This window comes from Luteimonas salinisoli (assembly GCF_013425525.1).
Taxonomy (GTDB): Bacteria; Pseudomonadota; Gammaproteobacteria; order Xanthomonadales; family Xanthomonadaceae; genus Luteimonas; species Luteimonas salinisoli.
On sequence record NZ_JACCKA010000049.1, the window covers coordinates 76,710 to 102,001 of the forward strand.

The window sequence follows — 25,292 nt, forward strand, 5'->3', positions numbered from 1 at the left end:
GCGTCGGGACCGGGACGGCCAGGCGTTTCGCCGCATGTGCGGGCCGCGCGAAGCCGGACGTTCAGGAATCCGCCCTTGTCGTGCGCGACCGCGAGGCACCGGAAGGTTCAGCGTCCGGAGGTTCCGCCGGGTCGCCGCCGATCGTTGCCTTCCCGCGCCGACGCCACATCCGATCGGCGATTACCAGCACCAGCAGCAGAACCAGCATGCCGACCCCGGCGTACTCGGTGAAAGGCATGACGCGTGCCGTGTTGTTCAATGTCGTGTGCAGGACCACCGCCAGCAGCAGGTTTCCGCCGCTGCGGTTGTAAAGCCAGGTGAACAGGATGCCGAGCAGGACGCAAACGCCCACCTTGGCGAACACCATCTGCGGGTCGTCGGGATACTGCCCGTTGACGAACAATGGGTAGTGCCAGAGCCCCCACACGACCCCGATCAGCGCCGTGCTCGCCAGCGGGCTCATGCGTTTCTGCAGCTCCGGTAGCATCCAGCCGCGCCACCCCGCCTCCTCTCCGACCGCCACGACCAGCAGGGTGAACAGGGTCGAGCGCAGCAGGAACAGGCCCCACACCGGCGGGGGCAACCCGCCGCTGGCGGACTCGATCGGCGACCCTGTCGTCCATGCGATCAGCACGCCCAGCAGCATCCAGCCGGCCGGGAGGAACAGCGCGGCCAGCCACCAGCGCAACGGCGCCCGCCAGCGAAACACGGACGACAGCCGCGGCGACCGGCTGCCTGCCAGCATGGCGACGATGAAGCCGGCCACCGCCGCTGCCGACAGCGCGCTGGCGACGCCCAGCGGCGACAGGCCCGGAGGCTGCGCGATGGCGAAGCCGCCCGCCGTGATGGCGTCGCCGGTCAGCAGGATCGACAGGTCGATGGTGGCGACGATCGCGAACACGGGAAAGAACCGCATCCACCAGATCCTGTCGCCGAAGGTGGCGCCGGTGCCGCGCCAGCGATCCATGACGATCGCGGCCAGTGCGGGCCCGAATGCCAGGCCGGTGACGATCTTTCCGAGTGCCCAGTCCGGTCCCGCCACCCACGGCACGCAGAACCACACCGACCAGGTGATGGCGAACGTCAGGGCGATGAACACGAGGACCGGATGCCGCCCGGCGACCGCCGCGGGCGAAAAGGGCTTGTCTGCCATCGTGGGTTTCACTGCGCGTCGTTCCGGGCGGAGGACGGCATTCTGGTCCCGGCTGCCGCCGGACGATAGAACGATCGTGCGCGCCCGTACTCAGTCGGGACGTGGTCAGCGACGAGCTGGTCCGCCTGTCGACGACACGGCGCGGACGTTGTCGCCGCGGTCGCGATCGATGAGCTTGTAGTACGGGTCGACCGCCACCCGCCCTGGCCGTCGGTCGACCACGAACTCGAAAGCGGCTGGCGAGGCGCGGAGGCGCCGCCGCTCGAGGAAGAGTACGGCGCCGCCGTCCCCATCTTCCTCTTCCTCGCCGAACACCGCGAGGTCGACCCAGTCGTCGATCGGGATCTCCCATTCGTCGCCGGCGCCGTCGGCACGCAGCTTGCGCGCCTCCAGCTCGAAGCGGAGCAGAAACGTGCCGTCCGCGCGCTCGGTGGACGTCGCGGCGGCGACCCTGGCGTCGAACGTCGTGATCCGCTCGAACAGGTCCTCGACCAGATGCTTCGACCCTTCGGGCACCGTCGGACGGAGCTCCTCGAGGAGCTCCGCCGTCGTGGTGTAGGGCGGCTCCCCGACCGCGGTACGCGAGAGGTAGCGCGACAGCGCCTGGTTGAGCCGCACCTCGCCCACCGCGTCGCGGAGCGCGTACATGGCCAGCGCGCCCTTGTGGTAGTACACGTAGTCCTGGCGCTCGACGAGCGCGAGCGGCGGCTCCACTCCGCGCTCGGCTGCGCGTCCACGCAAGTACCAGTCGTGCTCGTACGCGAGAACGCGGCGCACCCCCCGTCGCCCGAACTCATCCTCCATCACCATCAGCGCCGAATACTGCGCCAGCGTCTCGTGGAGCACGCCGACGCCCCGCGCGTTGGCGCCGACCACCTGCTGACCCCACCACTGGTGGGCGATCTCGTGCGCGGTGACGTAGAACGGAAGATCGATTGCCTCCTCGCCATCGAGGCGGGCGTTGAACCCCGTCGACTCGGAGAGTGCGATCAGGCCGGGAAACGCCGTGCCGTCGCGGACATAGCCGGGAAACTCGACGATCCGCAGGTGGCGATGCTGGTAGGGGCCGAAGTTCGTCGCGAAATAGGCGAGCGACTTTCTGGCCGCGTCCATCATTCGGCCGACGTTGTCGCCGTGTCCTGGGTGATGGTAGATCTCGATCGCGACACCGCCCCAGTCGCTTCGTGTCACCTCGTACCTCGCCGATGCGTAGGCGAAGTAGTGTGTGATGGGACTCTCCGAGCGGTAGTGGAAGTAGCGCCGTCCGTCCGCGATCCACTCCCGTTGCAGTTCGCCCGACGCGACGGCGATCTGGTCGATGGAAGTGGAGACTGTGGTTTCGAAGTCGACCCGGTCGGCGTCGGATGCTCGGGGCGTGCTCCGCCGCGCGACGAGATCGTCGAGACCGGGGAGAGGGAGTACGGACTCCAGGCCGTGGCGCCGCCGCTCGTCGGGATCGGCGAGCTGCCGTTGAGCGTCGTAGCCGATGACCGGAAAGTAGTCGCGCTTGGTGAAGTAGGTGCCGTTGTCGACGACGGCGACCTGTGCGCCGTTGTTGACGAAGCCTCGGTTGTCTACCGTGAGGTCGAAACCGAGCTCGATGGCATCTCCCGGCTCGAGCGGCTTTCGCAAGCGGAGAATGCGGTAGCCAAGCGCCTCGTCCTCGAGGATGACGTCGTGGGCGGGAAGGGCGAGGCGGTTCACGTGAACGCTTTCCGGAATGCTCACATGGAGGTCGCGTAGCGCTTCGCCGGAGCGATTCCGAATGAGGTAGGTGCCCCGGATCTCGACGCTCCTCCGGTCCGGGAAGATGTCCACGTCCGCACGCACGGCGACGATCCGAGGCAGGTCCAGAGCCTGGTACCGCCGATAGAGCCGCTCGTAGCTCGCGCGGCGTTCTGCAGCCTCGGTGCTCGGCACGTACTCGTTCAGGACGTTGGTGTTGTAGAAGATCCAGGCGCCCGCGGCCACGAGACCCAAGGCGCCGAGGGTGGTCACCGTGCCAGCAGGGCCTCGGAAGCGTGCGCGCGCCTCGGCCCATCGCGCCCTCCACGCGTTGTCGGTGCCCCTCTTCCAGAACAGGATCGAAAGCCCGACGAGCACGAGCGCACCGAATCCCCAGTAGAGGCCGTACCAGCCGAACTGCGTGAGAAACGGTCCGTAGCCGTTGAAGTCGGAGTAGGGCGTCGGCGGGAGGCTCGCGAACCGGTAGAGATGATGTTCGAACCCGAACTCCTCCAGGAGATCCCAGCTGACGATGAAGAGGATCACGAGCCCGTATCCCGCGACCCGGCCGCGCGCCACGACGTGGCAGAAGCAGGCGAGGACCATCATCAGGATCGGATAGACGGCGGCGAGTGCGACGCCCTGCGCGTAGAGGTCGAGCTCGAGGTCATCGTAGCCGTGCCAGAGCTGGAAGCCGACGAGTGCCAGCATGCCCGTGAGCAGGAAGACGGCAATCACCAGCAGGAGCGCGGCCAGCTTGGCGCCGGCGTACGCGACGCTCGGCGTCGGCATCGAATCGACGACCTCGTCCAGCTCGAGCGCCCGCTCCTTCCAGATCAATTCGCCGCTGTAGAGCACGACCACGAGCAACAGGATGATCGAGTATCCGCCCTGGAGCGCCTCGAGCATGAGGTGGGTGCGAGGTTGGACGGGCATCCCGAAGATGTTCCCGGCGGAACCCGCTGCCTGAATGAGGACGAAGACCCCCAGGACGACGATGCCGAGAAACGGGAGGCTTCCCAGGACGGTCGTTGCCTCGCGCCGGACCTGGCGCATGAACTGGACCAGGACCGAATGTGTCGAGAACACGCGGTGGGACGCCGGCGCCGATACTCGGACGGCGCCAACCGGCGGGGCGGCATCGGTCGCATCCGGCATCCGGACGGGGCGCTTCCGCGAACGCGACGGATCGTAGGCGGCTACCGAGAGGCCGAGCGCCAAGAGTCCCAGACCGAGCCAGAGGATCCGGTTCCAGAGAAGGGGCCCGGTGATTTCGGGAGTCGCCGCGTTCAACTCCGCGACGGTCCAGTACTTCAGGGCGCCACCCAGCGCGACCACGCCGAGCGGATCGAGCAGCTGCGCGATCCAAGGCGTCCCTAGACGGGAAGCCGCCAAACCCGCGATCGCGTTGATCGCGAAGAAGGCGACGACGCCGAGGTAGGTGGCAAGCGTGCTGCGCGTCCAGCTCGCGAGGGCGTAGAACGCCGCCCCGAGCGCGAGGAGGGTCGGGATGATGAGCACTCCCAGGCCGAATGCGTACGGTGCGATCCGGAACGGCCCTACCCGTGCCGGATCGAGCCAGGGCATGAAGGCGCTTGCCGCCAGTGCTCCGGCGCCCACCACGGACGCGAGCGTGCACACCACCATCGCTCCCGCGAACCGCCCGGTCAGGTAGTCGAACCGCGAGATCGGCTTGGAGAAGAAGAGCTCGAAGGTCCGCCGGTCGAAGTCCCGCATGGCGGCACTGGCGACGCACGCGGTCATCAGGAAGAGCACGAGGAAGATCCCCTTGACCAGCAGTTCGAGGATCGCCGCGGGCGCATTGAGGTGCAGCCTGCCGACGGCGCCCCCCGGGCCGTGGCCCGTGCCCGCGATGAACAGCAGTACGCTGAGGAAGAAGGTGACCAGGTAGAACAGGGGCTGCCGAAGCTGATATCGGACCTCGAACCGGAAAATGGCTGCCCACACGGCCCTAGCCGCCATGACGGGCAGCGAAGTAGACGTGCTCGAGATCCGGCTCGGCGGGCTCGAACCCGTCGCCCGGAGCTCGGTCGCCCAGGACATGGATGACGGTGCGCCCGGCGGCGAGCCGCGAGGAGAGAACGGGCATCGACTTCTGGTATCCGGCGACCTCGCTGCGGCCGACGACCTTGCGCCACACCCTCCCCTCGAGCTGGGCGACGAGCGCGCCGGGTTCTCCGCTGAGCAGCACCCGGCCCTGCGAGAGGATGGCCATGCGGGTGCAGAGCTCGCGCACGTCCTCGACGATGTGGGTCGAGAGGATCACCACCGCGGTCTCCCCGATCTCGGACAACAGATTCAGGAAACGGATCCGCTCTTCGGGGTCGAGACCGGCGGTCGGCTCGTCGACGATGATCAACCCGGGATCGCCCAGAAGCGCCTGCGCGATACCGAAACGCCTGCGCATGCCGCCCGAGAAGGTGCCGAGCTTGCGCCTCCGGACGTCGTAGAGGTTGGTCATTCGCAGGAGCCGCTCGACGGCTTCGCGCCGCGCCTCCGCGAAAACCAATCCCTTCAGCACCGCGAAGTGATCCAGCAACGTCTCGGCCGGGATCCCCGGATAGACGCCCATGTCCTGCGGCAGGTAGCCCAGGATCTTGCGCACCTCGTGCTTCTCGTTGAGCACGTCGATGTCGTCGAAGAAGATGCTTCCGGAGTCGACGCCCTGCAGGGTGGCGATGGTCCGCATCAACGTCGACTTCCCGGCTCCGTTGGGCCCGAGAAGACCAAACATTCCCCTCGGGATCTCCAGACTCACGTCCTTCAGGGCCCGAACGCCATTGCCATAGGTCTTGGAAAGGTTCTCGATTCTCAGCATCTCAGGGCCCTGGGGGAGCGATGCGCTTCCCGAACCGGTGGCGCGAGGCGATCGTCGCGGGCGCCAGGGGCGTGCCGGTCATCGCGGAGATCGTGCGCCCTTCCGGACGGAGGACGGCATTCTGGTCCCGCCTCCGGCCGGGCGATAGAACGATCGTGCGCACCCGTACTCAGTCGGGGCGCGCCCACCTCGCCGGAGTCACCCCGAAGGCGTTGCGGAAATGGCGGGTGAGATGGCTCTGGTCCGCGAAGCAGCACGCGGCGGCGACCTCGGCCGGCGCGTGGCCCCCGGCCAGCATGTCCCGCGCGCGTTCGAGCCTGCGCATGAGCAGGTAGCGGTAGGGGCTGGTGCCGAACAGCGCGCGGAAGTCCCGCGACAGCTTCCAGCGGTCGCGCCCGCTCGCCCGTTCGAGACAGGCCATGGACACGTCGCTGTTCCAGTGCGCGAGCATGTACGCGCGCGCCCGCTCGGCGGCGAAACCGTCGATGGGCTTCGTGCGGCGTCGCGGCATCGAGACCGCGTCGAGGGCGACGGCCAGGTCGTACAGCGCGTCGTCGAACTCCAGCTCGCCGAGCGGTCGCCGGTAGTCCGCCAGCAGCGTCTGAACCGGGCCGAGCAGGCGCGGATCGGTCGAGGTGCCCCCGGCGAGGAATGGAAGCCCGCTAGCGCCGAGCATCCGCTGGATCCGGGCGGGCTCGATGTGGATGGAGCGATAGCGGAAACCGTCGCTGGTGCCCGGCCTGCCATCGTGGCGCTCGTCCGGGTGGATCACGACCACGCCGCCCGGAAGCGAATGGCGGGCGGAGCCGCGGTAGTCGAAGCACTGCACCCCCTCCAGGGTCAGCGCCACCGCGTAGGTGTCGTGGCGGTGGGGCGCGAACTGGAACCCCGAGAGATGGGCCTCGATGCGCTGCTGCCCACCCGCCGCGTGCCGCAGCCACGGCGCCGCCGTGCGGGTCGTGGCGCCGGGGGCGTCCGGGGTCGCGGATGCGGGTGGACGACCGGGGGTGGGCGACATCGCTTCGGGTTCGGTGTGATTCGGCGAGCGTATCCTATCGGCCCGCATCGCGCCCCAGTGGCGCGCAGGGCAGCGCGAAATCGACGTGGTAGTGCTCGTCGTGGCGGACCCATGGGTCGCGCTGCATGAACGACAGATTGCGCCGCAGCCAGGCTCCGCGTGGCGTGGCGAACAGTGCCGGAAGATAGGCGCGCTCGAAAATCACCAGCGCGATGCCAGCGCCGCGGCTTTCGGCGGCACGATGCAGACGATAGAGATGTTCGGCCATCGCCGGGAAGTCGATGGCGTACTCGGCGTGACGTCCCCGACGGTCGAACTCGATGTCGTAGCCGAAGCGGTTCCCGGCATGGGTGGGGAGCGCCGCCGGCTTGCCCTTTCCGTCGCGTACGGGCACGAAGAAATCCACCGAGAGGCCGTTCTGGTGGGTGCGGTGCGGGGGGAACGGACCGCCTCCCGACAGGCCGGTTTCGCCGTACACGTAGACGTATTCCGGGTCCGTGGCGGCGATCTCCGCATAGGCGTCGGCGACGATGTCGGAGACCGTCGCGTGCACGTAGGTGCGTCCCAGCGTCGCGGCCAGTGCGCTGTAGGCGGCAAAGTTGCTGCCGCGCCGGGGAAGAGCGATGCCTGACTCGAGGCGGCCGTCGGAGACCTCGCCGAAACACCTGCTCTCGGCGCCGGATGCGGCGACAGCGATCCAGGACGCGCCCAGCAGCGCGGCGGCGGCCGCGATCCGTTTCGGTGCCCTCATCCGTGCATGCTAGCGCGCGCGGCGGCCCGGGAGAATCCGCGCCGGTGCGATTCGCGCCGCCGCGCTCGCGCAGCCGCCGCTTCCCTTCGGTCGGCAGCTGGCCTCAGCGGTCGATCGGATCCAGCACGCCGCGGCCGGGAAGCACGGCCTGAGGTGGCGTCACCACGGCCCTTATGTCGGCCTTCTCGACGGGCTAGAATTCCGGCCCATTCCACGCGATGAAGGAATCGGAACCGTACATGCTCGTCCGCTTTGCACTGCTGTTTTGCCTCGTCCTGGGGGTCGGGGACTGCATCGCAGCCGGGACCGCCCGCCAGGAGGGCTGCACTCTGCCGCTCCACTGGGACCGCCTGTTCGACGACAGGCTGGACTGGAGCCGCGTCTCCGAGGATGCGTCTGGCTGCTATCTGGAGGGTTACTCCGAAGACCAGCGGCTCATCGAAATGCAGGTCCGCTACCTGCGCACGTGGGCCGAGGACCAATGCGATGTATCGCTGGCGTCTGCGCCGCATCCGCCTACCGCCGGATACCGCGAGCAGGACGGGCGAGGCGAGGAGATGGAGCCCCCCGCGTTCGCCATTGCGATCGAGGCCGCCACGGCGGCCGACTGCGTGGTCGATGGCCTGGACATGGGGGACTCGATCACCTGGTCGCCCAGCGTCGACATCTCCTCGCGCAACCTCCACCCGGCAACCCATCCCGCGGAGGCGATCGAGGCCGGGCTGTCGGGCACGGCGATGCTCGTGGTCTGGACCCGCGAGACCGGAGCGTTCGGAGGCGCGATCGTCTCCAGGTCCAGCGGCCACCCCTCGCTCGATGCGGCGGCGATCGAAGCCGCGGAACATTGGGCGTACAACCCCGGCGAGACCGACGATGGCCGCCCGCTTCCGGGTCATGTCGCCATTCCCGTGGACTTCACGCCTTCGAACTAGGGGCCCTCGCATGCGGGGATCGGGTTGCGTCCCGTTCCTGCACGTCGGACGCGGTATCGGCGTCCAGGTTGCGGGGCGCTTCCAGGTCTCCGAGAAGGTTGGGTCCGGGAGGCAGCCCGGTTCGCCCTCCTCCGCGAAGGCATCCAACGCCGAGACAGGCCCGGCGACTCGTTTCGGACCTGCAGCGCGCGCTGGCGGCGCTATTCGCGCCCGGCCACCCGCTCCCGCGCCGGCAGCCGCTGCGGCCATCCGCCTGCCAGCGCGCGGTACAGCGCCGCCGCGCCGGCGACGCTGCGGGTGCGCGCTTCGGCCAGCGCATCCTCGGCCTGCAGCCGGGTGCGCTCGGCGTCGAGCACCTCGAACAGATCGGCGGCACCGGCCTCGAAGCGGGTGCGCGCCAGCTGTGCGGCGCGGGCGCTGTCTTCCGCCGCCGCCGCCAGGTGCGCGTCCTGCTCGCGGCTGCGCGCGTAGCGCACCAGCGCGTTCTCGGTGTCCTCCAGCGCCAGCAGCACGGTCTGCTCGTAGCGCGCCAGTTCGCCTGCCGCCTCGGCGTCGGCAGCGGCGATGCGCGCGCGCACCCGGCCGATGTCGAGGAACGACCAGTCGATGCCGAGCGCGACCAGCCGCGTCTCGCTGTCGCGCTCGAACAGCACGCTGCTGTCGATCGCCTGGGTGCCGATCAGGCCGCCGAGGGTGAAGCGCGGGAACAGGTCGGCGCTGGCCACGCCGATGCGCGCGGTGGCCGCGTGCAGGCGTTGCTCGGCCGCGGCGATGTCGGGGCGGCGGCGCAGCAGGTCACCCGGTGTGCCCGCGTCCAGCCGCTGCGGCAGGGCCGGCAGCGGCGCCGCCGGCCGCAGCGCGTCGATCAGCGCGTCGGGCCCGCGGCCGGTCAGCACCGACAATCGATGAATGTGGGCGGAGACTTCCGCCTGCAGCGCCGGCACCCGCGCCAGGGTCGATTCCAGCTGCGCGCGGGCGCGCGCGGTATCGAAGCCGGTGCCGCGTCCGGCCTCGAACCGCGCATCCACCAGGCGCAGTGTCTCGCGCTGGTTGCCGGCGTTGGCCTCGGCGACCCGCAGGCGCTCCTGGGCGCCGCGCAGTGCGACGTAGCCGTCGACCACCTCGCCGACGATCGCCACCTGCAGCGCCGCCAGGTCGGCGGCGCCGGCCGCGGCATCGGCGCGCGCGGCCTCGACGCCGCGGCGCACCCGCCCGAACAGGTCCAGCTCCCAGCTAGCGGCGATGCCGGCGCTGAAGTCGTCGCCGTCGCGATCGGCGCGCGAGCGGTTCGGCGCCTGGTCGGCGCTGGCGCGGCTGCTGGCCGCCTCGGCGGACGCGGTGACCGTCGGGAAGCGGTCGAACCGCGCGCCGCGCAACAGCGCATTGGCACGATCGTAGTTGGCCAGGGCGATGCGCAAGTCGTGATTTGCGCGCAGCGCCTCGGCGACCAGCGCGTCGAGCTGCGCATCGCCGAACGCCTCCCAGAACGCCTCGTCCGGCGCGGGCAAGGCCGAGGGGTCCGGTGCCGTCGAGGCGCCGAAGGTCTCGCCCAGGGGGAGCTCGGGACGGACGTGGTCGGGGCCGACGGCGCAGGCGGCCAGCGCCAGCGCCAGCAGCGAGGGCAGCGCGCTGCGCGCGAGCGGCGAACGATTACGCATGGGACACCTCCAGGTTGCCTTCGGCGGCGGCGGGCTTGCGGCGCTCCACCAGCTTGCGCAGGGCGACATAGAACACGGGCGTGAGGAACAGGCCGAACCCGGTCACGCCGATCATCCCGGCGAACACCGCGGTCCCCAGCGCCTGCCGCACCTCGGCGCCGGCGCCGGTGGCCACCACCAGCGGCACCACCGCCGCGGTGAAGGTGATCGAGGTCATGATGATCGGGCGCAGGCGCAGGCGGCAGGCCTCGAGCGCGGCCTCGACGATCCCCATGCCCTGTTGCTCCAGCTCGCGCGCGAACTCGACGATCAGGATCGCGTTCTTGCACGCCAGCGCGATCAGCACCACCAGGCCGACCTGGACGAAGATGTTGTTGTCGCCGCCGGTGGCCCACACGCCGATCATCGCCGAGAGCATGCACATCGGCACGATCAGGATGATCGCCAGCGGCAGGGTCCAGCTTTCGTACAGCGCCGCCAGCACCAGGAACACCAGCATCACCGCAAGCGGGAAGATGATCATCGCCGCCTTGCTCTGGTTGGCCTGCTGGAAGCTCAGGTCGGTCCACTCGAAGGTCATGCCATTGGGCAGCACGCCGGCACCGAGCTCGGTCAGCACGTCCATGGTCTGCGAGGACGACAGCACGCGCGGGTCGGACTCGCCGGCCAGGTCCGCTGCCGGGTAGCCGTTGTAGCGCAGCACCGGGTCGGGGCCGAAGGTCTCGCGAACGCTCACCATCGAGCCGATCGGCACCATCTCGCCGCGGTCGTTGCGAGTGCGCAGGCTGGCGATGTCCTCGACGTTGTCGCGGAACGACGCGTCGGCCTGGGCGATCACCTGCCAGGTCCGGCCGAACTGGTTGAAGTCGTTGACGTAGGCCGAGCCGAGGTAGGTCTGCAGGGTGTCGAACAGGTCGGTCAACTGCACGCCCTGCGCCTTGGCCTTGACCCGGTCGACCTCGGCATCCAGCTGCGGCACGTTGGCCTGGTAGCTGGTGATCGGGAAGCCCATGCCCGGAGTCTGGGAGATCGCACCCTGGAAGCCGTTCACCGCCTGTTGCAGCGCGCCGTAGCCCAGGCCCGCGCGGTCCTCGACGAACAGCTGGTAGCCCGAGCCATTGCCCAGTCCCTGGATCGCCGGCGGCATGAACGAGAACGCGAAGCCCTCCTGCAGCCCGGCGATCTTCTGGCCGAGCTCGGCGTTGATTTCCTCCGCGCTGCGGTTCCGCTCGCCGAACGGCTTGAGGTTGAGGAACACCACGCCGTAGTTGGGAGTATTGGTGAACTGCAGCGGGTTCAGGCCGGGAAAGGCGATGGTGTTGATGACGTCCTCGTCCTCGGCGGCGATCGCGCTGACCTTGTCCAGCAGCGCATGGGTGCGCGGCAGCGACGCGCCGCCGGGCAGGTTGACGCCGGCGATCAGGTACAGCTTGTCCTGGATCGGGATGAACCCCGCCGGCACCACCTGGAACATCAGCCCGGTCGCCAGCAGTAGCCCGGCGTAGATGCCGAACACCGTGCCGCGCCGGCCCAGCGCACGGATCACGCCGCGCTCGTATTGCTCGGAGCTGCGCTTGAAGAAGCGGTTGAACGGCCGGAACACCCAGCCGAACAGCCGCTCGATCAGGCGCGACAGACGATCCTTCGGCGCGTCGTGCGGCTTGAGCAGCATGGCCGCCAGCGCCGGCGACAGGGTCAGCGAGTTGACGGTGGAGATCACCGTGGAGATGGCGATGGTCACCGCGAACTGGCGGTAGAACTCGCCGGTCACGCCGGTCAGGAACGCCATCGGCACGAACACCGCGCACAGCACCAGGCCGATGGCGATGATCGGCCCGGAGACCTCGCGCATCGCCAGGTGCGCGGCCTCGAGCGGCGTGGCGCCGTCCTCGATGTGCCGCTCGACGTTCTCCACCACCACGATCGCGTCGTCGACCACGATGCCGATCGCCAGCACCAGGCCGAACAGGGTCAGGGTGTTGATCGAATAGCCCAGCAGGTACAGCGCGCCGAAGGTGCCGACCACCGACACCGGCACCGCCAGCAGCGGGATCAGCGAGGCGCGCCAGGTCTGCAGGAACAGGATCACCACCAGCGCCACCAGCAGCACCGCTTCGAGCAGGGTCGTGATCACGGACTTGATCGAGTCGCGCACGAACACGGTGGTGTCGTAGATGGACTCGTACTCGACGCCTTCCGGAAAGCGCTCGGAAAGCTCGTCCATGGTGGCGATGACCTCGTCGCGGATCTGCAGCGCGTTGGCGCCCGGCGCCTCGAACACGCCGATCGCCACCGCGTCCTTGCCGTCGAGCTGCGAACGCAGGGTGTAGTCGCCCGCGCCCAGTTCCAGCCGGGCGACGTCGCGCAGGCGCACGATCTGCCCGTCGGCGCCGCTCTCGAGCACGATGTCGCCGAACTCCTCTTCCGTGGTCAGCCGCCCCTGGGCGTTGATCAGGGTCAGGAAGCGGCTGTCGGGCATCGGTTCGGCGCCGAGCTGGCCGGCCGAGACCTGCACGTTCTGCTCGCGCATCGCCCCCAGCACGTCGCTGGCGGTCAGCCCGCGCGAGGCGATGGCGTCCGGGTCCAGCCAGGCGCGCATGGCGTAGTCGCCGCCGCCGAAGATCTGCGCATCGCCGACGCCGCGGATCCGCGCCAGCGCGTCCTTGACGTGCAGGCGGGCGTAGTTGCGCAGGTACAGGAGGTCGTACTCGCCGTTCGGCGAGGTCAGGTGCACCACCATCAGGAAGGTCGGCGACTGCTTCTGCACCGTCACGCCTTGGCGGCGCACGTCCTCGGGCAGGCGCGCCTGCGCCTGGGCGACGCGGTTCTGCACCTTGACCGCGGCCTCGTCCGGGTCGGTCCCGGGGCGGAAGGTCACCGTGAGCTGCAGCACCCCGTCGGAACCGGCGACGGACTTGGTGTACATCATGTCCTCGACGCCGTTGATCGCCTCCTCCAGCGGCGTGGCCACGGTCTCGGCGATCACCTTGGGATTTGCGCCCGGGTACACCGTGCGCACCATCACCGACGGCGGCGCCACGTCCGGGTATTCGCTCATCGGCAGGATCGGGATCGCGATCAGGCCGATCGCGAAGATGATGATCGACAGCACCGCGGCGAAGATCGGGCGGTCGATGAAGAAGCGTGAGAAGTCCATGGCATGGTCCTTGTTCGATGTGCCGCCGCGGCGGACGCGGGCGCGGCCGTCGGCGAAAAAAGTCCCTGCCCGATCCGCCTCGCCCGGGGGGAGGGGAAGGCGCGACCGCAGCGCGGGCGCCTGCGGGGCGGAATCGGGCGGGACCGGGGCCGGCGCGGACGGGGAGCGCGCCGGACCCGCAACTCATGCGGCGGTCATGGCGCCGCGGTGCTGGCGACCTGCGCCGACGGCGCGGGGTCGCCCATCTCCACCGGGACGGGCGCCACCGGCATGCCGGGGAAGAACACCTTCTGCACGCCGTGCACGATCACCCGGTCCCCGGGCGCCAGGCCCTCCTGGACCACCAGCAGCCGCGCGCCTTCGCCTGCGGCGACGCTGCGGCCGGGCGCGATGTCGCGGCGCTCGGCCTGGTCGTTCTCGCCGAGCACGTAGACGTACTTGCGGTCCTGGTCGGTGAGCACGGCGCGCTCGTCGATCAGCAGCGCCGGGCGCTCGCCGGTGGCCTGCAGCTGCACGCGCGCGTGCAGGCCCGGGGTGAACACGCGATCGGGATTGGCCACCACCGCGCGCGCGCGAATGGTGCCGGTGTTCGGATCGACATGGTTGTCGGTGAAGTCCAGCACGCCCTCGTGCGGATGGCCCTGCTCGTTGACCAGGCCCACGCGCACGGCGTTGCCGCCGTTCTCGCGCTCGCCGCTGCGCGCCAGCGCCTGGTAGCGCAGGAAGCTCTGCTCGTCGGCGTCGAAATGCACGTGCACCGGGTCGAGCGACACCAGCGTGGTCAGCAGGGTGGCGTCGGCCTGGGCCAGGTTGCCGGCGGTGATCAGGGCGCGGCCGATGCGGCCGTCGATCGGCGCGCGGATCTCGGTGTACTGCAGGTCCAGCCGCGCCGCGGTCACCGCGGCCTCGGCCGCGCGCACCGCGGCGGCGGTCTGGGAACTGGCGGCGCGGCGCGCCTCGTGCTCCTCGCGCGAGATCGCCGCGGCCGCCAGCAGCTCCTCGGCGCGGGCGTCCTGGGTGCGGGCCAGCTGCGCCTCGCTGCGCGCCCGCGCCAGCTGCGCCTCGGCGCGGGCCAGCTCGGCCCGGTACGGCCGCTGGTCGATGACGAACAGCAGATCGCCCTTGGCGACCTCGTCGCCCTCGCGGAAGGCCACGCGCTCGATGTAGCCGCTCACCCGCGGGCGCAGCTCGACGCTCTCGACCGCGGCGACGCGGCCGGTGAACTCGTCCCAGTGCGCGACCGGGCGCGCGACCACCTCGGCGACGCTGACCTCCGGAGGCGGCATCTCGCCCTGGCCCTGCGCGGCCTGGCTGCTGCAGGCGGCCAGCACGGCCGCGGCCAGCAGACCGAGCAGCGGGGTGACGAAACGATGCGGGGCGCCCGCGACTGCGGGCCTGCGGGTCGTGCGGTGGGTGCGGTTCATCGTGGCGTGATCCTGGGAGGGGAAGTGGAAGCGATGGCATCGAGCAGCGCGCGCGCGTCGCGCAGCTCGCGGGCCGGGCCCGCCGTGCCTTCTGCGTGCGCGGCGGCGGAGGTTGCGACCTCGACCTCGCTCGAGGTCAAGTCCGGTGCGCCGGCATAGGGCACCACTGCCGGCGCGGCGCCGCGCGCCGGGGCGCAGGCCAGCAGCGCCAGCGCGCGCCGGCCCACGGCTTCGGCCAGCGGCCATTCGGCGCAGGCGTGGGCACGGTTGTCGTCGCTGCGCACCGGGGTATCCAGGGTGAGCAGCTGCACGCGCAGGCCGGCGCGGCCGGCCTCGTCGTGCAGCACGCGAGCGAGCATGCGCAGCGCGGCGGCGGCGATCGAGCGATGGCCGTAGCCGGCCCAGGGGTACTCGCCGCCCGGCCCGCCGATCAGCACGTAGCCGGTGCCGCGGTCGTGCCGCGGCAGCAGCGGGAACAGGTGCCGCGCCGCGAACAGGTGCGGCAGCAGGTCCTCGTCCAGGGTGCGGCGCAACACCGCAGCGGGCTGGTCGAGCAGGCGCCCGCGTGCGGCCTCGGCGCCGATGGCGGCGATCACCCCGCACGGGGTGCGATCGCGCAGGCGACCGGCGAGCGCGGCGGCATCGGCCTCGCTGTGCAGCGAGGCGGCGACGGTGATCAGGTCCGCATCCGGATGGCACCGGTGCAGCTGGCGCAGGCCCGCAGCATCGGACGAGACCGCCACCACGGGCCGGCGCGACCGGACCGCCGCGGAAACCACGCCGCGGCCGACCGCTCCGGTCGCGCCGAGGACGAGCAGCGGACGGCTCATTGTCCCCACCCAGGGATTATTTCTCCCGTCATTGGGATGGCCGCGCTGCCCAGGGGTGCCTGCGGACGCGACATCCGACGCCCCGCCCGCCACCCCGCAACGGCGATTCCCAGCCCGGCCATCGAGGCGGCAAGTACCTGAAGCTGAACGGAAATCCGGGCGCCGGCATGCGGCTTTTCGGCGCCTCGCCGGCGGGGACCGGCGAGGGTTGGGGATGGGGTGGGGGCGGGCATCGGGGGAACCCTACATTGGCGACGACGCACAAGGTAGCGCCGGGAACGGCACTTGATTAGCCCCTGAATGAGGGAATAATTGTCCCCGTTGCGGTCCAATCCCCCGCCGGACCGTAGCCCCCTTCCTCCCCCCCGGAATCCGACCCTCATGGCCCGCGACCTCAACGACACCATCATCTTCGTCAAGGTGGTGGAACTGGGCAGTTTCATTTCCGCGGCGCGTGCGCTGCGCCTGCCCAAGACCACCGTCAGCCGCAAGGTGCAGGAGCTGGAAACGCGCCTGGGCGCGCAGCTGTTGCACCGCACGACCCGCAAGCTCGGCCTCACCGAGGCCGGCAACATCTACTACGAGCACTGCCAGCGCATCGCCCGCGACCTCGACGAGGCCGAAAGCGCGGTGACCCAGCTGCAGGCGGGCCCGCGCGGCTGGCTGCGGCTGACCGCGCCCTACTCGCTCGGCATCGAACGCATCGCGCCGCTGCTCGGCGAGTTCCACGCGCGCCACCCCGAGGTGCGGGTGGAGATGCTGCTCAGCAACGAGTCGCTGGACCTGATCGACCGCGAGATCGACGTCGCCCTGCGCGTGGGCGACCTGCCCGACTCCAACCTGGTGGCGCGGCGGCTGTCGACATTCCGTACCCAGGTCTACGCCAGCCCCAACTACATCGCCCGCCATGGCGAGCCGCTGCATCCGGACGACCTGCAGCACCACCGCACCCTGGGCATGCAGAAGATGCACCGCAACGGCCACTACTACTGGCCGCTCAACGACGGCCAGCGCAGCGTCGAATACCGCATCGACCCGGTGATGGTGGCCAACGACCCGGCCGGCCTGCGCGGCGCCCTGCTCTGCGGCGAGGGGCTGATGCTGGCCGGCGACATCAACGTCAAAGCGTACGCCGAACAGGGCTACGTGCGCCGGGTACTGGCCGGGTGGACCGGCCCGGAATTCGCGCTCAACGCGGTGTTTCCGCGCGGCCAGGTGACCTCGCCCAAGGTGCGGGCGTTCGTGGACTTCCTCGCCGAGCGGCTCAACTTCGACGCCGACTACATGCAGATCCTCTGCCCCGACGCGCGTGCGCGCTGCATGCAGGCGGAGAAGGCCTCGAACTCGGCGATCGCGGCCGAGATCGGCAAGACCGGAGGACGGGCACCGACGCTTCCAGCCGACGCCGATGTCGATGCCGACGCGGCAACGGACGCCGAGGAGAAAGTGCTGGCCTGAGCCGCCGCCTGGCGTCGCGAAGGACGTCGCGCGCCCGCCGCGTCCCTGCGCCACGCGGCGCGGCGCCCGTGGGCGCGGCCCATGGCCGCGCAAACCGCGGCAGGCTCCGGCCGGGTCGGCGGCGATTCCCCCGCATCGCCGACCGTGACGGCCTTCATGCGCATGGCGCGCTCGCGCGGGGTAGCGAGGGGCCGGTGCGGAGTCGGCCGCCGCGCCATGTCCCGGTTGCCTGCCCGGGCCCTCTTCCGGGGCATGACATGACATCCTGCAGGGGACGGCGCCCCTCGACGGCGCGCACAATCACCGTCTCGACCCTTTCCGAGGAGTAAACCGTGCGTAACGCATTCGCCTGCAGCACCCTGGCGCTCGCGCTGGCCCTGGCGGCCTGTTCGCCGCAGCCGGCCGATACCACCGCCGCCACCGGCACCACGCAGCAGGCCGAGAGCGAGTCCGCGCGCCTCAATGCCTGGTTCGAAGCGCAGTACGAGGACCTGCTGCAGTTCAGCCCGATGCGGCTGACCTTCCTCGGCCGCAAGGAGCTCTACGACCAGCTGGACGACGTCTCCGAGGACGCGGCCCGCAAGCAGCTGGCCTGGCTGGAGGCCTCGGTGCAGGAGATGGAATCCGGCTTCGACTACGACCGCCTGGACGACGACGCCAAGCTGTCGTGGGATCTGTGGAAGCACCAGTACGAGCGGGCCCGCGACGGCATGCCGTTCCTCGCCAACGGCTATGCGTTCGACCAGATGAACGGAATGAACAGCTTCCTGCCCACGTTCGTGGTCAATTTCCACAAGGTCGAGAACGAGCAGGACTATCTCGCCTACATCGCGCGCCTGCAGGCGCTGCCGACCCTCTTCGACCAGCTGCTCGAGCGCGGACGCGCGTCCGCGGCGCAGGGCATCCGCCCGCCGAAGTTCGCCCTCGAGGGCGTCGTCGACCAGTCGCGCAAGGTCGTGGCCGGCGCGCCGTTCGACGACGGCGGCCAGGACAGCGCGCTGTGGGCCGATCTGCAGGCCAAGGCCGATGTGCTGACCGAGAGCGGAGAGGTCACCGCCGAGCGCGCGGACGCGCTGAAGCAGCAGGCGCGCACGGTCCTGGTGGAGCAGGTGCAGCCGGCCTACGGACGGGTGATCGCCTGGAGCGAGGAGGAGTTGCCCAACGCGCTGGAGAACCCGGCCGGCGTGGGAACGACCCATCCCAACGGCGCCGATTACTACGCCTACCAGCTGCGCGAGAACACCACCACCGACATGAGCGCGGACGAGATCCATCAGCTCGGCCTGGACGAGGTGGCGCGCATCCGCGGCGAGATGGAGGCGCTCAAGGAGCGGGTCGGGTTCGACGGCGACCTGCAGGCCTTCTTCGAGTTCATCCATACCGATCCACGCTTCAAGTTCCCGAACACCGACGAGGGCCGTCAGGCCTACATCGACCAGGCCACCGCCGCCATCGACAACATCAAGCAGTACCTGCCCGAGTACTTCGGCCTGCTGCCGAAGGCGGAACTGGTGGTCAAGCGCGTCGAGCCGTTCAGAGAGCAGGACGGCGCCGCGCAGCACTACTTCCCCGGCACGCCCGACGGCGCGCGCCCCGGCATCTACTACGCGCACCTGTCGGACATGAACGCGATGCCGAAGCCGGAACTGGAGGTGATCGCCTACCACGAGGGCCTGCCCGGCCACCACATGCAGATCTCGATCGCCCAGGAACTCGAGGGCGTGCCCACCTTCCGCACCCAGTACTCGAGCACCGCCTACGCCGAAGGCTGGGGCCTGTACTCGGAATGGCTGGCCACCGAGATTCCCGGCACCTACGAGGATCCGTACTCCGAGTACGGCCGGCTGACCTCGGAGATGTGGCGCGCGATCCGCCTGGTGGTGGACACCGGCATGCACGCCAAGGGTTGGACCGAGCAGCAGGCGGTGGACTACTTCAGCCAGAACAGCTCGATCCCGGCGGCCGCGGTGCGCTCCGAGGTGCAGCGCTACCTGATCATGCCGGGCCAGGCCACCGCATATAAGGTCGGCATGATCAAGATCCAGGAACTGCGGCGCAAGGCCGAAGGCGAACTCGGCGACGGCTTCGACATCCGCGGCTTCCACGACGCCGTGCTCGGCGGCGGCGCCATGCCGCTGGACCTGCTGGAGCGCCGCGTGGACCAGTGGATCGCGCAGAAGAAGGCCGGCTGAGTCCGGCGCCCCAAGGCACTCCGGCCGCACGGCCGGCGTGCGCAGCGCTCAGGCGAGCGGATGCGCCTTGCTGAGTACTGGGCGCGCGTGCGCTGCTGCTGCTCTTCGACATCGGCCGGCGGCACTGGAGCGGCCGTACCGCTGCGGCGCGTTTCCCTGGGTCAGCCGCCCAGCCGGACGGTGACGGTGCGGTCCTTGCGCTCGACGGTGGCTTCGTCGAACTGGAGACTCAGCCCCGGCGCCCGCACGCTCACCCCGCCGCCCTTGCGCCCGACGTCGGGTTTGGCCAGTCCGGTCAGGGTCACGCGCCGCACCCCTTCGAACAGCGGGTGCGCGCCCGCGCCTTCGGTCAGGGCAGTGGCGTCCATCACCTCCAGCTGCCCGCTGTCGTTGCTCAGCCGCACGAAACGCGCGTGCAGCACCCGCCGTTCGTCGAGCGGCTCGACGTTGAGCGGATCGAAACCCTGCGGCCACAGCAGCCGATCGTCGCGGGCCTCCACCACCACCCGCCATCCCGGTTCGGTCTGGAACACGGCGAGGCGCCGGGTCCGCTTGGCGGCGAGTTCGGCGACGTCCTCGGTGGCATTCGATCGCACCGCCTCGACCATCTCGTCGCCGAACGCGCAGGTCCTGCCGGCGCCGAGTGCGGCCGCGAGCGCGGCGTCCAGCGACGGGCTTTCCGCGTCCGCCAGCGCCGGGCGCCAGTCCGGCTGCAGCCGGTCCAGCAGCAGCGCCAGGGACGCGCCGGTGGCGTAGGCGCGGCGCCGCACCTCGGCCGGCCCGAAGGCGTCCGGCAGCGCGTCCGCGGCTCGCCCCGCCGCACGCATCTCGATGTACGTGGCCAGGCCCTCGTTGAGTTCGGTCCCCCGCTCGTAGGCGGCGAAGGCCGGATCCATGCCGGCATGCCGTTCGCCGCGCAGCGCCAGCGCGTGGCGCGCCCAGCAGGCGGCCGCGTCGACGTCCGGCGCCGCCAGCGACTCGCGCAGTGCCGCCGCTTCCAGGCGCTGCAGCGCGAGCAGTTCCGCCGAGCCGGTCGGATAGGCGAACAGGTCGGCCTCGTTCGCCACCCAGTCCGGACGGTGGGTGCGCTGGTGGGCGTGGAACGCCTCGTGGATGGCCACTGCCGCCAGCTCCGTCCCGGTGCGCTCGGGCACCGCCTGGTCGAGCAGGAAGGTGGCCGTGACCACGCCGCCCAGTTCGACGCTGGTGTTGGCGACGACCGACTCGTGGCGGCCGGCGTGGGCATGCACCCGGGGCCCCAGCTCCGGCACCGGCGTGAAGCCGTCGGGCGGCGAAGGATGGCGGAACAGGACGGTGCGCTCCCCGTCGTAGACCGCCAGCGGCACCGACAGCGGATCGAAGCCCGGCCATAGGCCGTCGTTGCCGTGCCGGGCGGCGAGCCTGGCGACCTCGCGCTCCAGCTCGGCGGCGGCCAGCGGCTCCCGCGTCTGGTCTGCAGCTTCGGGCTTCCCGGTGCCCGTGATGGCCGCGTCGGCAGGCGCGGCCGGCGGCCGGTCGCACGCGGACAGGACGACACCCAGCAGCATCAGTAGCGGCAACCGCATGATCCGAGCTCTCCCCGAAGCCGGCGATATCCTAACCGGGAAGCCGCGAGGCACGTACGGTCACTCCTCGGCCTGGCTCCCACGCACCAGGGTGGCGGCACCCTCGGACCACACCAGGTCGATGCTGTCGCCCTCGCGCATGGCGCGCAGGGCGTCGCGGACGCCGTCGCACGAGGCGGATGTCGGCCGCCCGTTGATCGCGGTGAGCCGCTGCCCGGGACGCAGGCCCGCGGCGGCGGCGCGCGAGCCTTCCCACACCAGCGATACGGTCACCGCATCGTCGAAGCCGAGCGAGAACCCGTAGGACGGGCGGACGAAGGGCCCTTCGCGATACTGGTCGAAATAGGCCGTCGAGCTCCCTGCATCCAGGGTGACGACGAAATGCTCCAGCACCGAGGCCCCGATCAGGCTCGGGGACGGCTCCCGCACGGGCGCCTCGACCCCGTCGAGGCGCTTCCCGCCGATCGCCAGAGCCGCCAACCCCGCCCTGCGCTGCTCGCCGGCGGGGGCCTGTCCACCCAGCGAGCCGCCCAAGGAACCGGTGCCCGCGACGATCCTGGCAAGCCCTCCATTGCGCTGCGCCCCGGCGAGGTCCGCGGCAGAAATCGTCAGGTACTCGGGCGACCCGGTGTCGAACATCGCCTTGCTGGTCGCACGCTCGGCGAACTGGACGTCGAGGACGGGCGCGTGCGGGTATCCGAAAGTATGCAGCGGCATGGCGCCGGTCGCGTCGACGTGATCGAGCGCCGCCGCATCGGCATTGCAGCGCAGCCGGGCGTCGGGCAGGTCGATCTGCCACGCGCACAGCGGCAGCACCTCGGAACCGAGCACGCCCTCGAACAGGCAGCGCGGCGGCGCGGGGAAATCGGCGACGAACACCGGCACCTTGTGCAGCGTCGTTCCTGCGAGTGTGAAGTCCGCCTGCACCACGTCGGTTTCGACCAGGGCGCCGTGTGCGTCCCGTCCCTGTCGCCTGTCGATCACCTCGAGCCCCAGCTCGGCCGCCAGCTCGGAACTCATCATCGACGGCGAGCCGGTATCGAACAGGAAACGGCGCGGCGAGCCACCCACCTCGACCTCCACGAACAGCATCGCCCCCTCGACCTCGAGTGGAAGCTCGAGGGAAAGCGTCTCCTGGTCCGCGTATGGGCCCTCGGTGATCCACGCCGGCTGGTCGTCGGCGCCCCCAGCCGCGGACGATGCCAGAAGCACCGCGAGAAGGCCGAGCGTCCTGCCGGTGCGCATTCGAACGCTCATTCGCTATCCCTCGCTCGGTCTTCCCGCCGGAACTCCAGCACCGCGCCGCCCTGGTGCAGCGTGACGGTGTCCGGCCGACCGCTGGCCGGGGCGAACTCCAGCGTCGCGTCCACCACCTTCAGGAAGAACCGCGACGGCGACTCGGCGAAGATTTCGAACGCCGGCTGCCCCGTCAGCTGCGCCTTGGGCGTACCGCCCTCCAGCACGATCGTCAGCGTCATGCCTTCGCGCACGTACTCGCCGACCAGGCGCTCGAGGGCCGCGGCCGGCAACTCGATGGCATCGCGCGCGGCGGGAAGCGGCTCGTCGGTGCGTTCGACCACCTCGCCCTCGCCCTCGTCTTCGGGGTAGAAACGCATCGCGCGCACGCGGCCGGCGGCGTCGCGCTCGAGCACCATCCGCGAGAATCCCTCCTCGAACAGGAAGGTGTCGGGCGCCACCGGGATCAGCGCGTATGCGGGGCCGCCGGTCCGCTGCGAGGTCAGCCCGCCGTCGCTCACCCGCAGCACCCGGGTATTCGCGTCGTCGATCCGATAGACGCCTTCGTACTCCCGCAGCGTGTCCGGATCCATTTCGATCGGCGTCTTTTCGGGATAGGGCCGGCCGATGGCGTGGGCCGCCAGCAGATTGCCGAGCCGCCCGGTGCCGAGCATGCCCGGACGGCCGGCATCGGCGTTGTAGAGCACCGCCACGCTGAGGTCGCTATCCGGCAGGTACAGCAGATAGCTGCTGAAGCCGAAGATGCCCCCACCGTGCTGCAGCACCGGCTGTCCGCGCAGCGTGCCGGCCACGATGCCGTAGCCGTAGTCGTGCTCGGCGGCCTTGCCGGCGGGCGTGACCATGCGGCGGTAGCTGTCCTCGTGCAGCACCCGGCCCGCGTGCAGGGCACGATTCCAGCGCAGCAGATCGTCGACCGTCGACACCAGCGCGCCTGCCGCGTGCGGCTGGGTCATGCTCAACGGATTGGCCGCCGCCCAGCGCTCGCCGATGCGGGTGTAACCCGATACGTGGCCGGGGATCACCCCTTCGGCCGCATTGCCGTATCGGGTGTGCGCCATGCCCAGCGGGGCGAACAAGGCGTCCTGCAGATACGCGTGCCAGGACATGCCGCTCGCCGCCTCGATCACGGCCCCTACCAGCACATAGCCCGAGTTGTTGTAGCTCCAGCCCTCGCCCGGGGCGAAGTCGGGCTGCTGGTCCTTGAAGGCGTCGATCAGCTCGGCGGTGGTCACGTCCAGGCGGACCGGCCCGGCCATCGCACCGGGGATGTCGGTGTAGCTGCGGATGCCGGAAGTGTGGTCGAGCAGCATCGCCACCGTGATGGCATCGCCCCCCGGGTAGCCGGGGACGTATTTCGTCAGCGGTTCGTGGAGCGCCAGCCTGCCGTCCTCGGCAAGCTTCAGCACCGCCGCGGCGGACATCTGCTTGGTCACCGAGCCGATCCGGAACACCTGCTCCGGCGCCAACGGCACGTCCAGTTCCAGGCTGGCGCGGCCGCAGGCGCCACGGAACAGCACCTCGTCGCCGCGCGCCACCAGCACCGCCATGCCGGGCGCCTGCAGGTCGCAGTTGTCGGCGAGCATGCGCTCCGCGAAAGCGGCCACCTCGGCCTTGTCCGGCGGCGCGGCCTGCAGCGCCCCTGCGGAGGCGAACAGCAGCGCGACGAGCATGAACTGGCGAACCATGTCCCATTCTCCGGCGAGCGTTTGCCGATTATGGCGGACGCAAGCCGGGTGGTCGAACCGCGCGCCGGCGCCTGGGCGCCCTGCCTGCGGCGCAGGGTTCAGTCCAGCGCCGCCAGCACCTCGGCGGCGAAGCCGGCGATGTCGAAGCGGTGACCGGCCGGGTCCTCGCCGCGGCGCACGATCACCACCTCGCGCGATGGCACCACCACCACGTACTGGCCGCGGTTGCCGAACGCGGCGAAGGCATCGGCCGGCACGCCGGCCGAGCGCTGCAACAGCCACCACGTGGCGCCGTAACCGAACTCGCCATCCGGCTGCGGGCCCGAGGCCGTGGTCGCGTCCCGCACCCAGCCCTCCGGCAGCAGCCGGCGGCCGGCGAACACGCCGTCGTCCTGGTGGAGCAGCCCGAAGCGCGCGAGGTCGCGCGCGGTCGACCACACCTGGCTCGAGAGCACGAAACCGCCCTGCCAGTCGGTTTCGGCATGGGTGCGGGTCATGCCCAGCGGCCAGAACAGATCGGTGTAGGGGCGGGACAGGGCGCGGGCGTCGTCGCCGGTCGCGGCGCGCAGCGCGTGGATGGCCAGCACGATGTCGTTGTTGGCATAGCGGAACGCGCTGCCCGGCGGCGCCCGCAGCGGCCAGCCGGTGGCGGCCTCGGCCACGGTGGCGCCACCGAAGTAGAGCGCGTCGGTGCGGTTGCCGGCGGTGTCGCTGTGCAGCCCGCTGGCCATCCGCAGCAGCTGGTCGGTGGTGATGGCGGCGCGCGGATCTCCGGGGCGCTGCCACTCGGGCACCGGGGCCGGGGCGTCGGGATCCAGCAGCCCGTCCGCCGCGGCCACGCCGACCAGGGTGCCGGCGATGCTCTTGGCGACCGACCAGGTGCGCTGCGCCACGTGCGGGCCGAAGCCGTCGCGGTAGCGCTCGGCGACGATCTTTCCATGCTGCAGCACCAGCACCCCGGTGGTCGCGTGGCCTTCGCCGAAACGCGCGGGATCGAACGTCGCCGCAACGGTGCGCTCGAGCGCAGCGGCATCGCCGGCGGCGACCGCGGTGGCGTCGCGCTCGCCCAGCGGCCACGGCCGCGCATCGAGCTCCGGCGCCGGCGCATCGAAGCGCGGCAGCGCGGCCACGGCATCGGGGCCGGCGCCGATCGGCAGCTGCGCGCACCCGAGGTTGGGACGCCAGGCGGCGATCCTCGGCGGCAGCGCCGGATCGAACGGCACCGAGACGGTGCGCGCGCGTGCGTCGACCGCGGCCGGCAGCGCGGCCACCAGCGACTCGTACTCGGGGTAGATGCCGCGCAGCTCCAGCGCCTCCACCTGCGCCGGTCCGCGCCCGGCGCCGAAGTGCGCGCTGCACAGCGTCAACGCCTTGTAGCCGGCGGCCACGGCGCGCACGTGCGCGTCCGCGTCGGCGGCGCGCTGCGCGAACGCCGGCAGGCCGGCGCACAGCAGGGCGAACAGCAGCAGCGGACGCATTGCGTTTCTCCGGGGAAGGACCAGCCCCGGAGTGTAGGACGGTCGAGCGCCGGGCGCGCCTGCACCCTTGGCGGTCCTGGCGAATGGCGCCCCCCTGCGCGACCGGGCGGCTGGCCTCGCCCCTCTTCGCCGCCGGGTCAGGCGCACGGGCCGGAGCGGACAGCCGGGCG

At 70.8% G+C, this 25,292-nt stretch carries 16 protein-coding genes; 3 read left to right on the forward strand and 13 right to left on the reverse strand.

The window, feature by feature from the left end; translation table 11 throughout:
- Positions 1 to 61 precede the first annotated feature (61 nt).
- The 5 genes from H0E84_RS07305 to H0E84_RS07325 all read right to left on the reverse strand — a co-directional run bounded on the left by H0E84_RS07305 (position 62) and on the right by H0E84_RS07325 (position 7,486).
- Entirely contained in the window at positions 62 to 1,153 is a 1,092-nt protein-coding gene (locus H0E84_RS07305) for a CPBP family intramembrane glutamic endopeptidase (protein WP_180677982.1), read from the reverse strand.
- 105 nt (positions 1,154 to 1,258) lie between these two features.
- The gene (locus H0E84_RS07310; RefSeq protein ID WP_180677983.1) at positions 1,259 to 4,846 is read right to left on the reverse strand and encodes a M1 family aminopeptidase; all 3,588 of its coding nucleotides are present in this window, start codon (positions 4,844 to 4,846) and stop codon (positions 1,259 to 1,261) included.
- A 4-nt stretch (positions 4,847 to 4,850) separates the two neighbouring features.
- Positions 4,851 to 5,717: an ABC transporter ATP-binding protein gene (locus tag H0E84_RS07315; protein WP_180677984.1), complete on the reverse strand. Its 867-nt coding sequence runs from the start codon at positions 5,715 to 5,717 to the stop codon at positions 4,851 to 4,853.
- 169 nt (positions 5,718 to 5,886) lie between these two features.
- On the reverse strand, positions 5,887 to 6,735 hold the full coding sequence (locus tag H0E84_RS07320) for an AraC family transcriptional regulator (protein ID WP_180677985.1): 849 nt from the start codon (positions 6,733 to 6,735) through the stop codon (positions 5,887 to 5,889).
- Between the two features lie 34 nt (positions 6,736 to 6,769).
- Complete coding sequence (locus H0E84_RS07325; protein ID WP_180677986.1) at positions 6,770 to 7,486, reverse strand: penicillin-insensitive murein endopeptidase; 717 nt, start codon at positions 7,484 to 7,486, stop codon at positions 6,770 to 6,772.
- Positions 7,487 to 7,704: 218 nt separating this feature from the next.
- Between H0E84_RS07325 and H0E84_RS07330 the strand changes: the two genes are divergently transcribed.
- On the forward strand, positions 7,705 to 8,418 hold the full coding sequence (locus H0E84_RS07330; RefSeq protein ID WP_180677987.1) for an energy transducer TonB: 714 nt from the start codon (positions 7,705 to 7,707) through the stop codon (positions 8,416 to 8,418).
- A 200-nt stretch (positions 8,419 to 8,618) separates the two neighbouring features.
- On the opposite strand, the gene H0E84_RS07335 is transcribed toward H0E84_RS07330, so the two are convergent.
- From H0E84_RS07335 to H0E84_RS07350, 4 genes are all read right to left on the reverse strand, one after another.
- Positions 8,619 to 10,076, reverse strand: a complete 1,458-nt coding sequence (locus H0E84_RS07335) for an efflux transporter outer membrane subunit (RefSeq protein WP_180677988.1) — start codon at positions 10,074 to 10,076, stop codon at positions 8,619 to 8,621.
- Complete coding sequence (locus H0E84_RS07340; RefSeq protein WP_180677989.1) at positions 10,069 to 13,233, reverse strand: efflux RND transporter permease subunit; 3,165 nt, start codon at positions 13,231 to 13,233, stop codon at positions 10,069 to 10,071. The genes H0E84_RS07335 and H0E84_RS07340 overlap by 8 nt, the downstream gene beginning before the upstream one ends.
- A 194-nt stretch (positions 13,234 to 13,427) precedes the next feature.
- Entirely contained in the window at positions 13,428 to 14,657 is a 1,230-nt protein-coding gene (locus H0E84_RS07345; protein WP_180677990.1) for an efflux RND transporter periplasmic adaptor subunit, read from the reverse strand.
- Positions 14,654 to 15,487, reverse strand: a complete 834-nt coding sequence (locus H0E84_RS07350) for an SDR family oxidoreductase (protein WP_180677991.1) — start codon at positions 15,485 to 15,487, stop codon at positions 14,654 to 14,656. The genes H0E84_RS07345 and H0E84_RS07350 overlap by 4 nt, the downstream gene beginning before the upstream one ends.
- 381 nt (positions 15,488 to 15,868) lie before the next feature.
- Between H0E84_RS07350 and H0E84_RS07355 the strand changes: the two genes are divergently transcribed.
- Complete coding sequence (locus tag H0E84_RS07355) at positions 15,869 to 16,945, forward strand: LysR family transcriptional regulator (protein ID WP_180677992.1); 1,077 nt, start codon at positions 15,869 to 15,871, stop codon at positions 16,943 to 16,945.
- 332 nt (positions 16,946 to 17,277) lie between these two features.
- Positions 17,278 to 19,137, forward strand: a complete 1,860-nt coding sequence (locus H0E84_RS07360; RefSeq protein ID WP_180677993.1) for a DUF885 family protein — start codon at positions 17,278 to 17,280, stop codon at positions 19,135 to 19,137.
- A gap of 161 nt (positions 19,138 to 19,298) precedes the next feature.
- Here H0E84_RS07360 and H0E84_RS07365 read toward each other — a convergent pair whose 3' ends face one another.
- The 4 genes from H0E84_RS07365 to H0E84_RS07380 form a co-directional block, all read right to left on the reverse strand.
- Positions 19,299 to 20,702 (reverse strand): hypothetical protein, encoded by a 1,404-nt coding sequence (locus H0E84_RS07365; protein ID WP_180677994.1) that lies wholly within the window; start codon positions 20,700 to 20,702, stop codon positions 19,299 to 19,301.
- Positions 20,703 to 20,762: 60 nt separating this feature from the next.
- Positions 20,763 to 21,959 (reverse strand): retropepsin-like aspartic protease, encoded by a 1,197-nt coding sequence (locus tag H0E84_RS07370; RefSeq protein ID WP_180677995.1) that lies wholly within the window; start codon positions 21,957 to 21,959, stop codon positions 20,763 to 20,765.
- A complete protein-coding gene (locus H0E84_RS07375) occupies positions 21,956 to 23,644 on the reverse strand; it encodes a serine hydrolase (protein WP_180677996.1) in 1,689 nt (562 codons plus the stop codon). Before H0E84_RS07375 ends, H0E84_RS07370 begins: the two co-directional genes overlap by 4 nt.
- A 98-nt stretch (positions 23,645 to 23,742) precedes the next feature.
- Entirely contained in the window at positions 23,743 to 25,122 is a 1,380-nt protein-coding gene (locus H0E84_RS07380; RefSeq protein WP_180677997.1) for a serine hydrolase domain-containing protein, read from the reverse strand.
- Positions 25,123 to 25,292: the final 170 nt, after the last annotated feature.

What these genes read in the sequence shown, in the direction of transcription:
- H0E84_RS07305 (WP_180677982.1), bottom strand. Translation starts at nt 1,153, where the DNA reads ATGGCAGACAAGCCCTTTTCGCCCGCGGCGGTCGCCGGGCGGCATCCG.
- H0E84_RS07315 (WP_180677984.1), bottom strand. Translation starts at nt 5,717, where the DNA reads ATGCTGAGAATCGAGAACCTTTCCAAGACCTATGGCAATGGCGTTCGG.
- H0E84_RS07320 (WP_180677985.1), bottom strand. Translation starts at nt 6,735, where the DNA reads ATGTCGCCCACCCCCGGTCGTCCACCCGCATCCGCGACCCCGGACGCC.
- H0E84_RS07325 (WP_180677986.1), bottom strand. Translation starts at nt 7,486, where the DNA reads ATGAGGGCACCGAAACGGATCGCGGCCGCCGCCGCGCTGCTGGGCGCG.
- H0E84_RS07330 (WP_180677987.1), top strand. Translation starts at nt 7,705, where the DNA reads ATGAAGGAATCGGAACCGTACATGCTCGTCCGCTTTGCACTGCTGTTT.
- H0E84_RS07335 (WP_180677988.1), bottom strand. Translation starts at nt 10,076, where the DNA reads ATGCGTAATCGTTCGCCGCTCGCGCGCAGCGCGCTGCCCTCGCTGCTG.
- H0E84_RS07340 (WP_180677989.1), bottom strand. Translation starts at nt 13,233, where the DNA reads ATGGACTTCTCACGCTTCTTCATCGACCGCCCGATCTTCGCCGCGGTG.
- H0E84_RS07345 (WP_180677990.1), bottom strand. Translation starts at nt 14,657, where the DNA reads ATGAACCGCACCCACCGCACGACCCGCAGGCCCGCAGTCGCGGGCGCC.
- H0E84_RS07350 (WP_180677991.1), bottom strand. Translation starts at nt 15,487, where the DNA reads ATGAGCCGTCCGCTGCTCGTCCTCGGCGCGACCGGAGCGGTCGGCCGC.
- H0E84_RS07355 (WP_180677992.1), top strand. Translation starts at nt 15,869, where the DNA reads ATGGCCCGCGACCTCAACGACACCATCATCTTCGTCAAGGTGGTGGAA.
- H0E84_RS07365 (WP_180677994.1), bottom strand. Translation starts at nt 20,702, where the DNA reads ATGCGGTTGCCGCTACTGATGCTGCTGGGTGTCGTCCTGTCCGCGTGC.
- H0E84_RS07370 (WP_180677995.1), bottom strand. Translation starts at nt 21,959, where the DNA reads ATGAGCGTTCGAATGCGCACCGGCAGGACGCTCGGCCTTCTCGCGGTG.
- H0E84_RS07375 (WP_180677996.1), bottom strand. Translation starts at nt 23,644, where the DNA reads ATGGTTCGCCAGTTCATGCTCGTCGCGCTGCTGTTCGCCTCCGCAGGG.
- H0E84_RS07380 (WP_180677997.1), bottom strand. Translation starts at nt 25,122, where the DNA reads ATGCGTCCGCTGCTGCTGTTCGCCCTGCTGTGCGCCGGCCTGCCGGCG.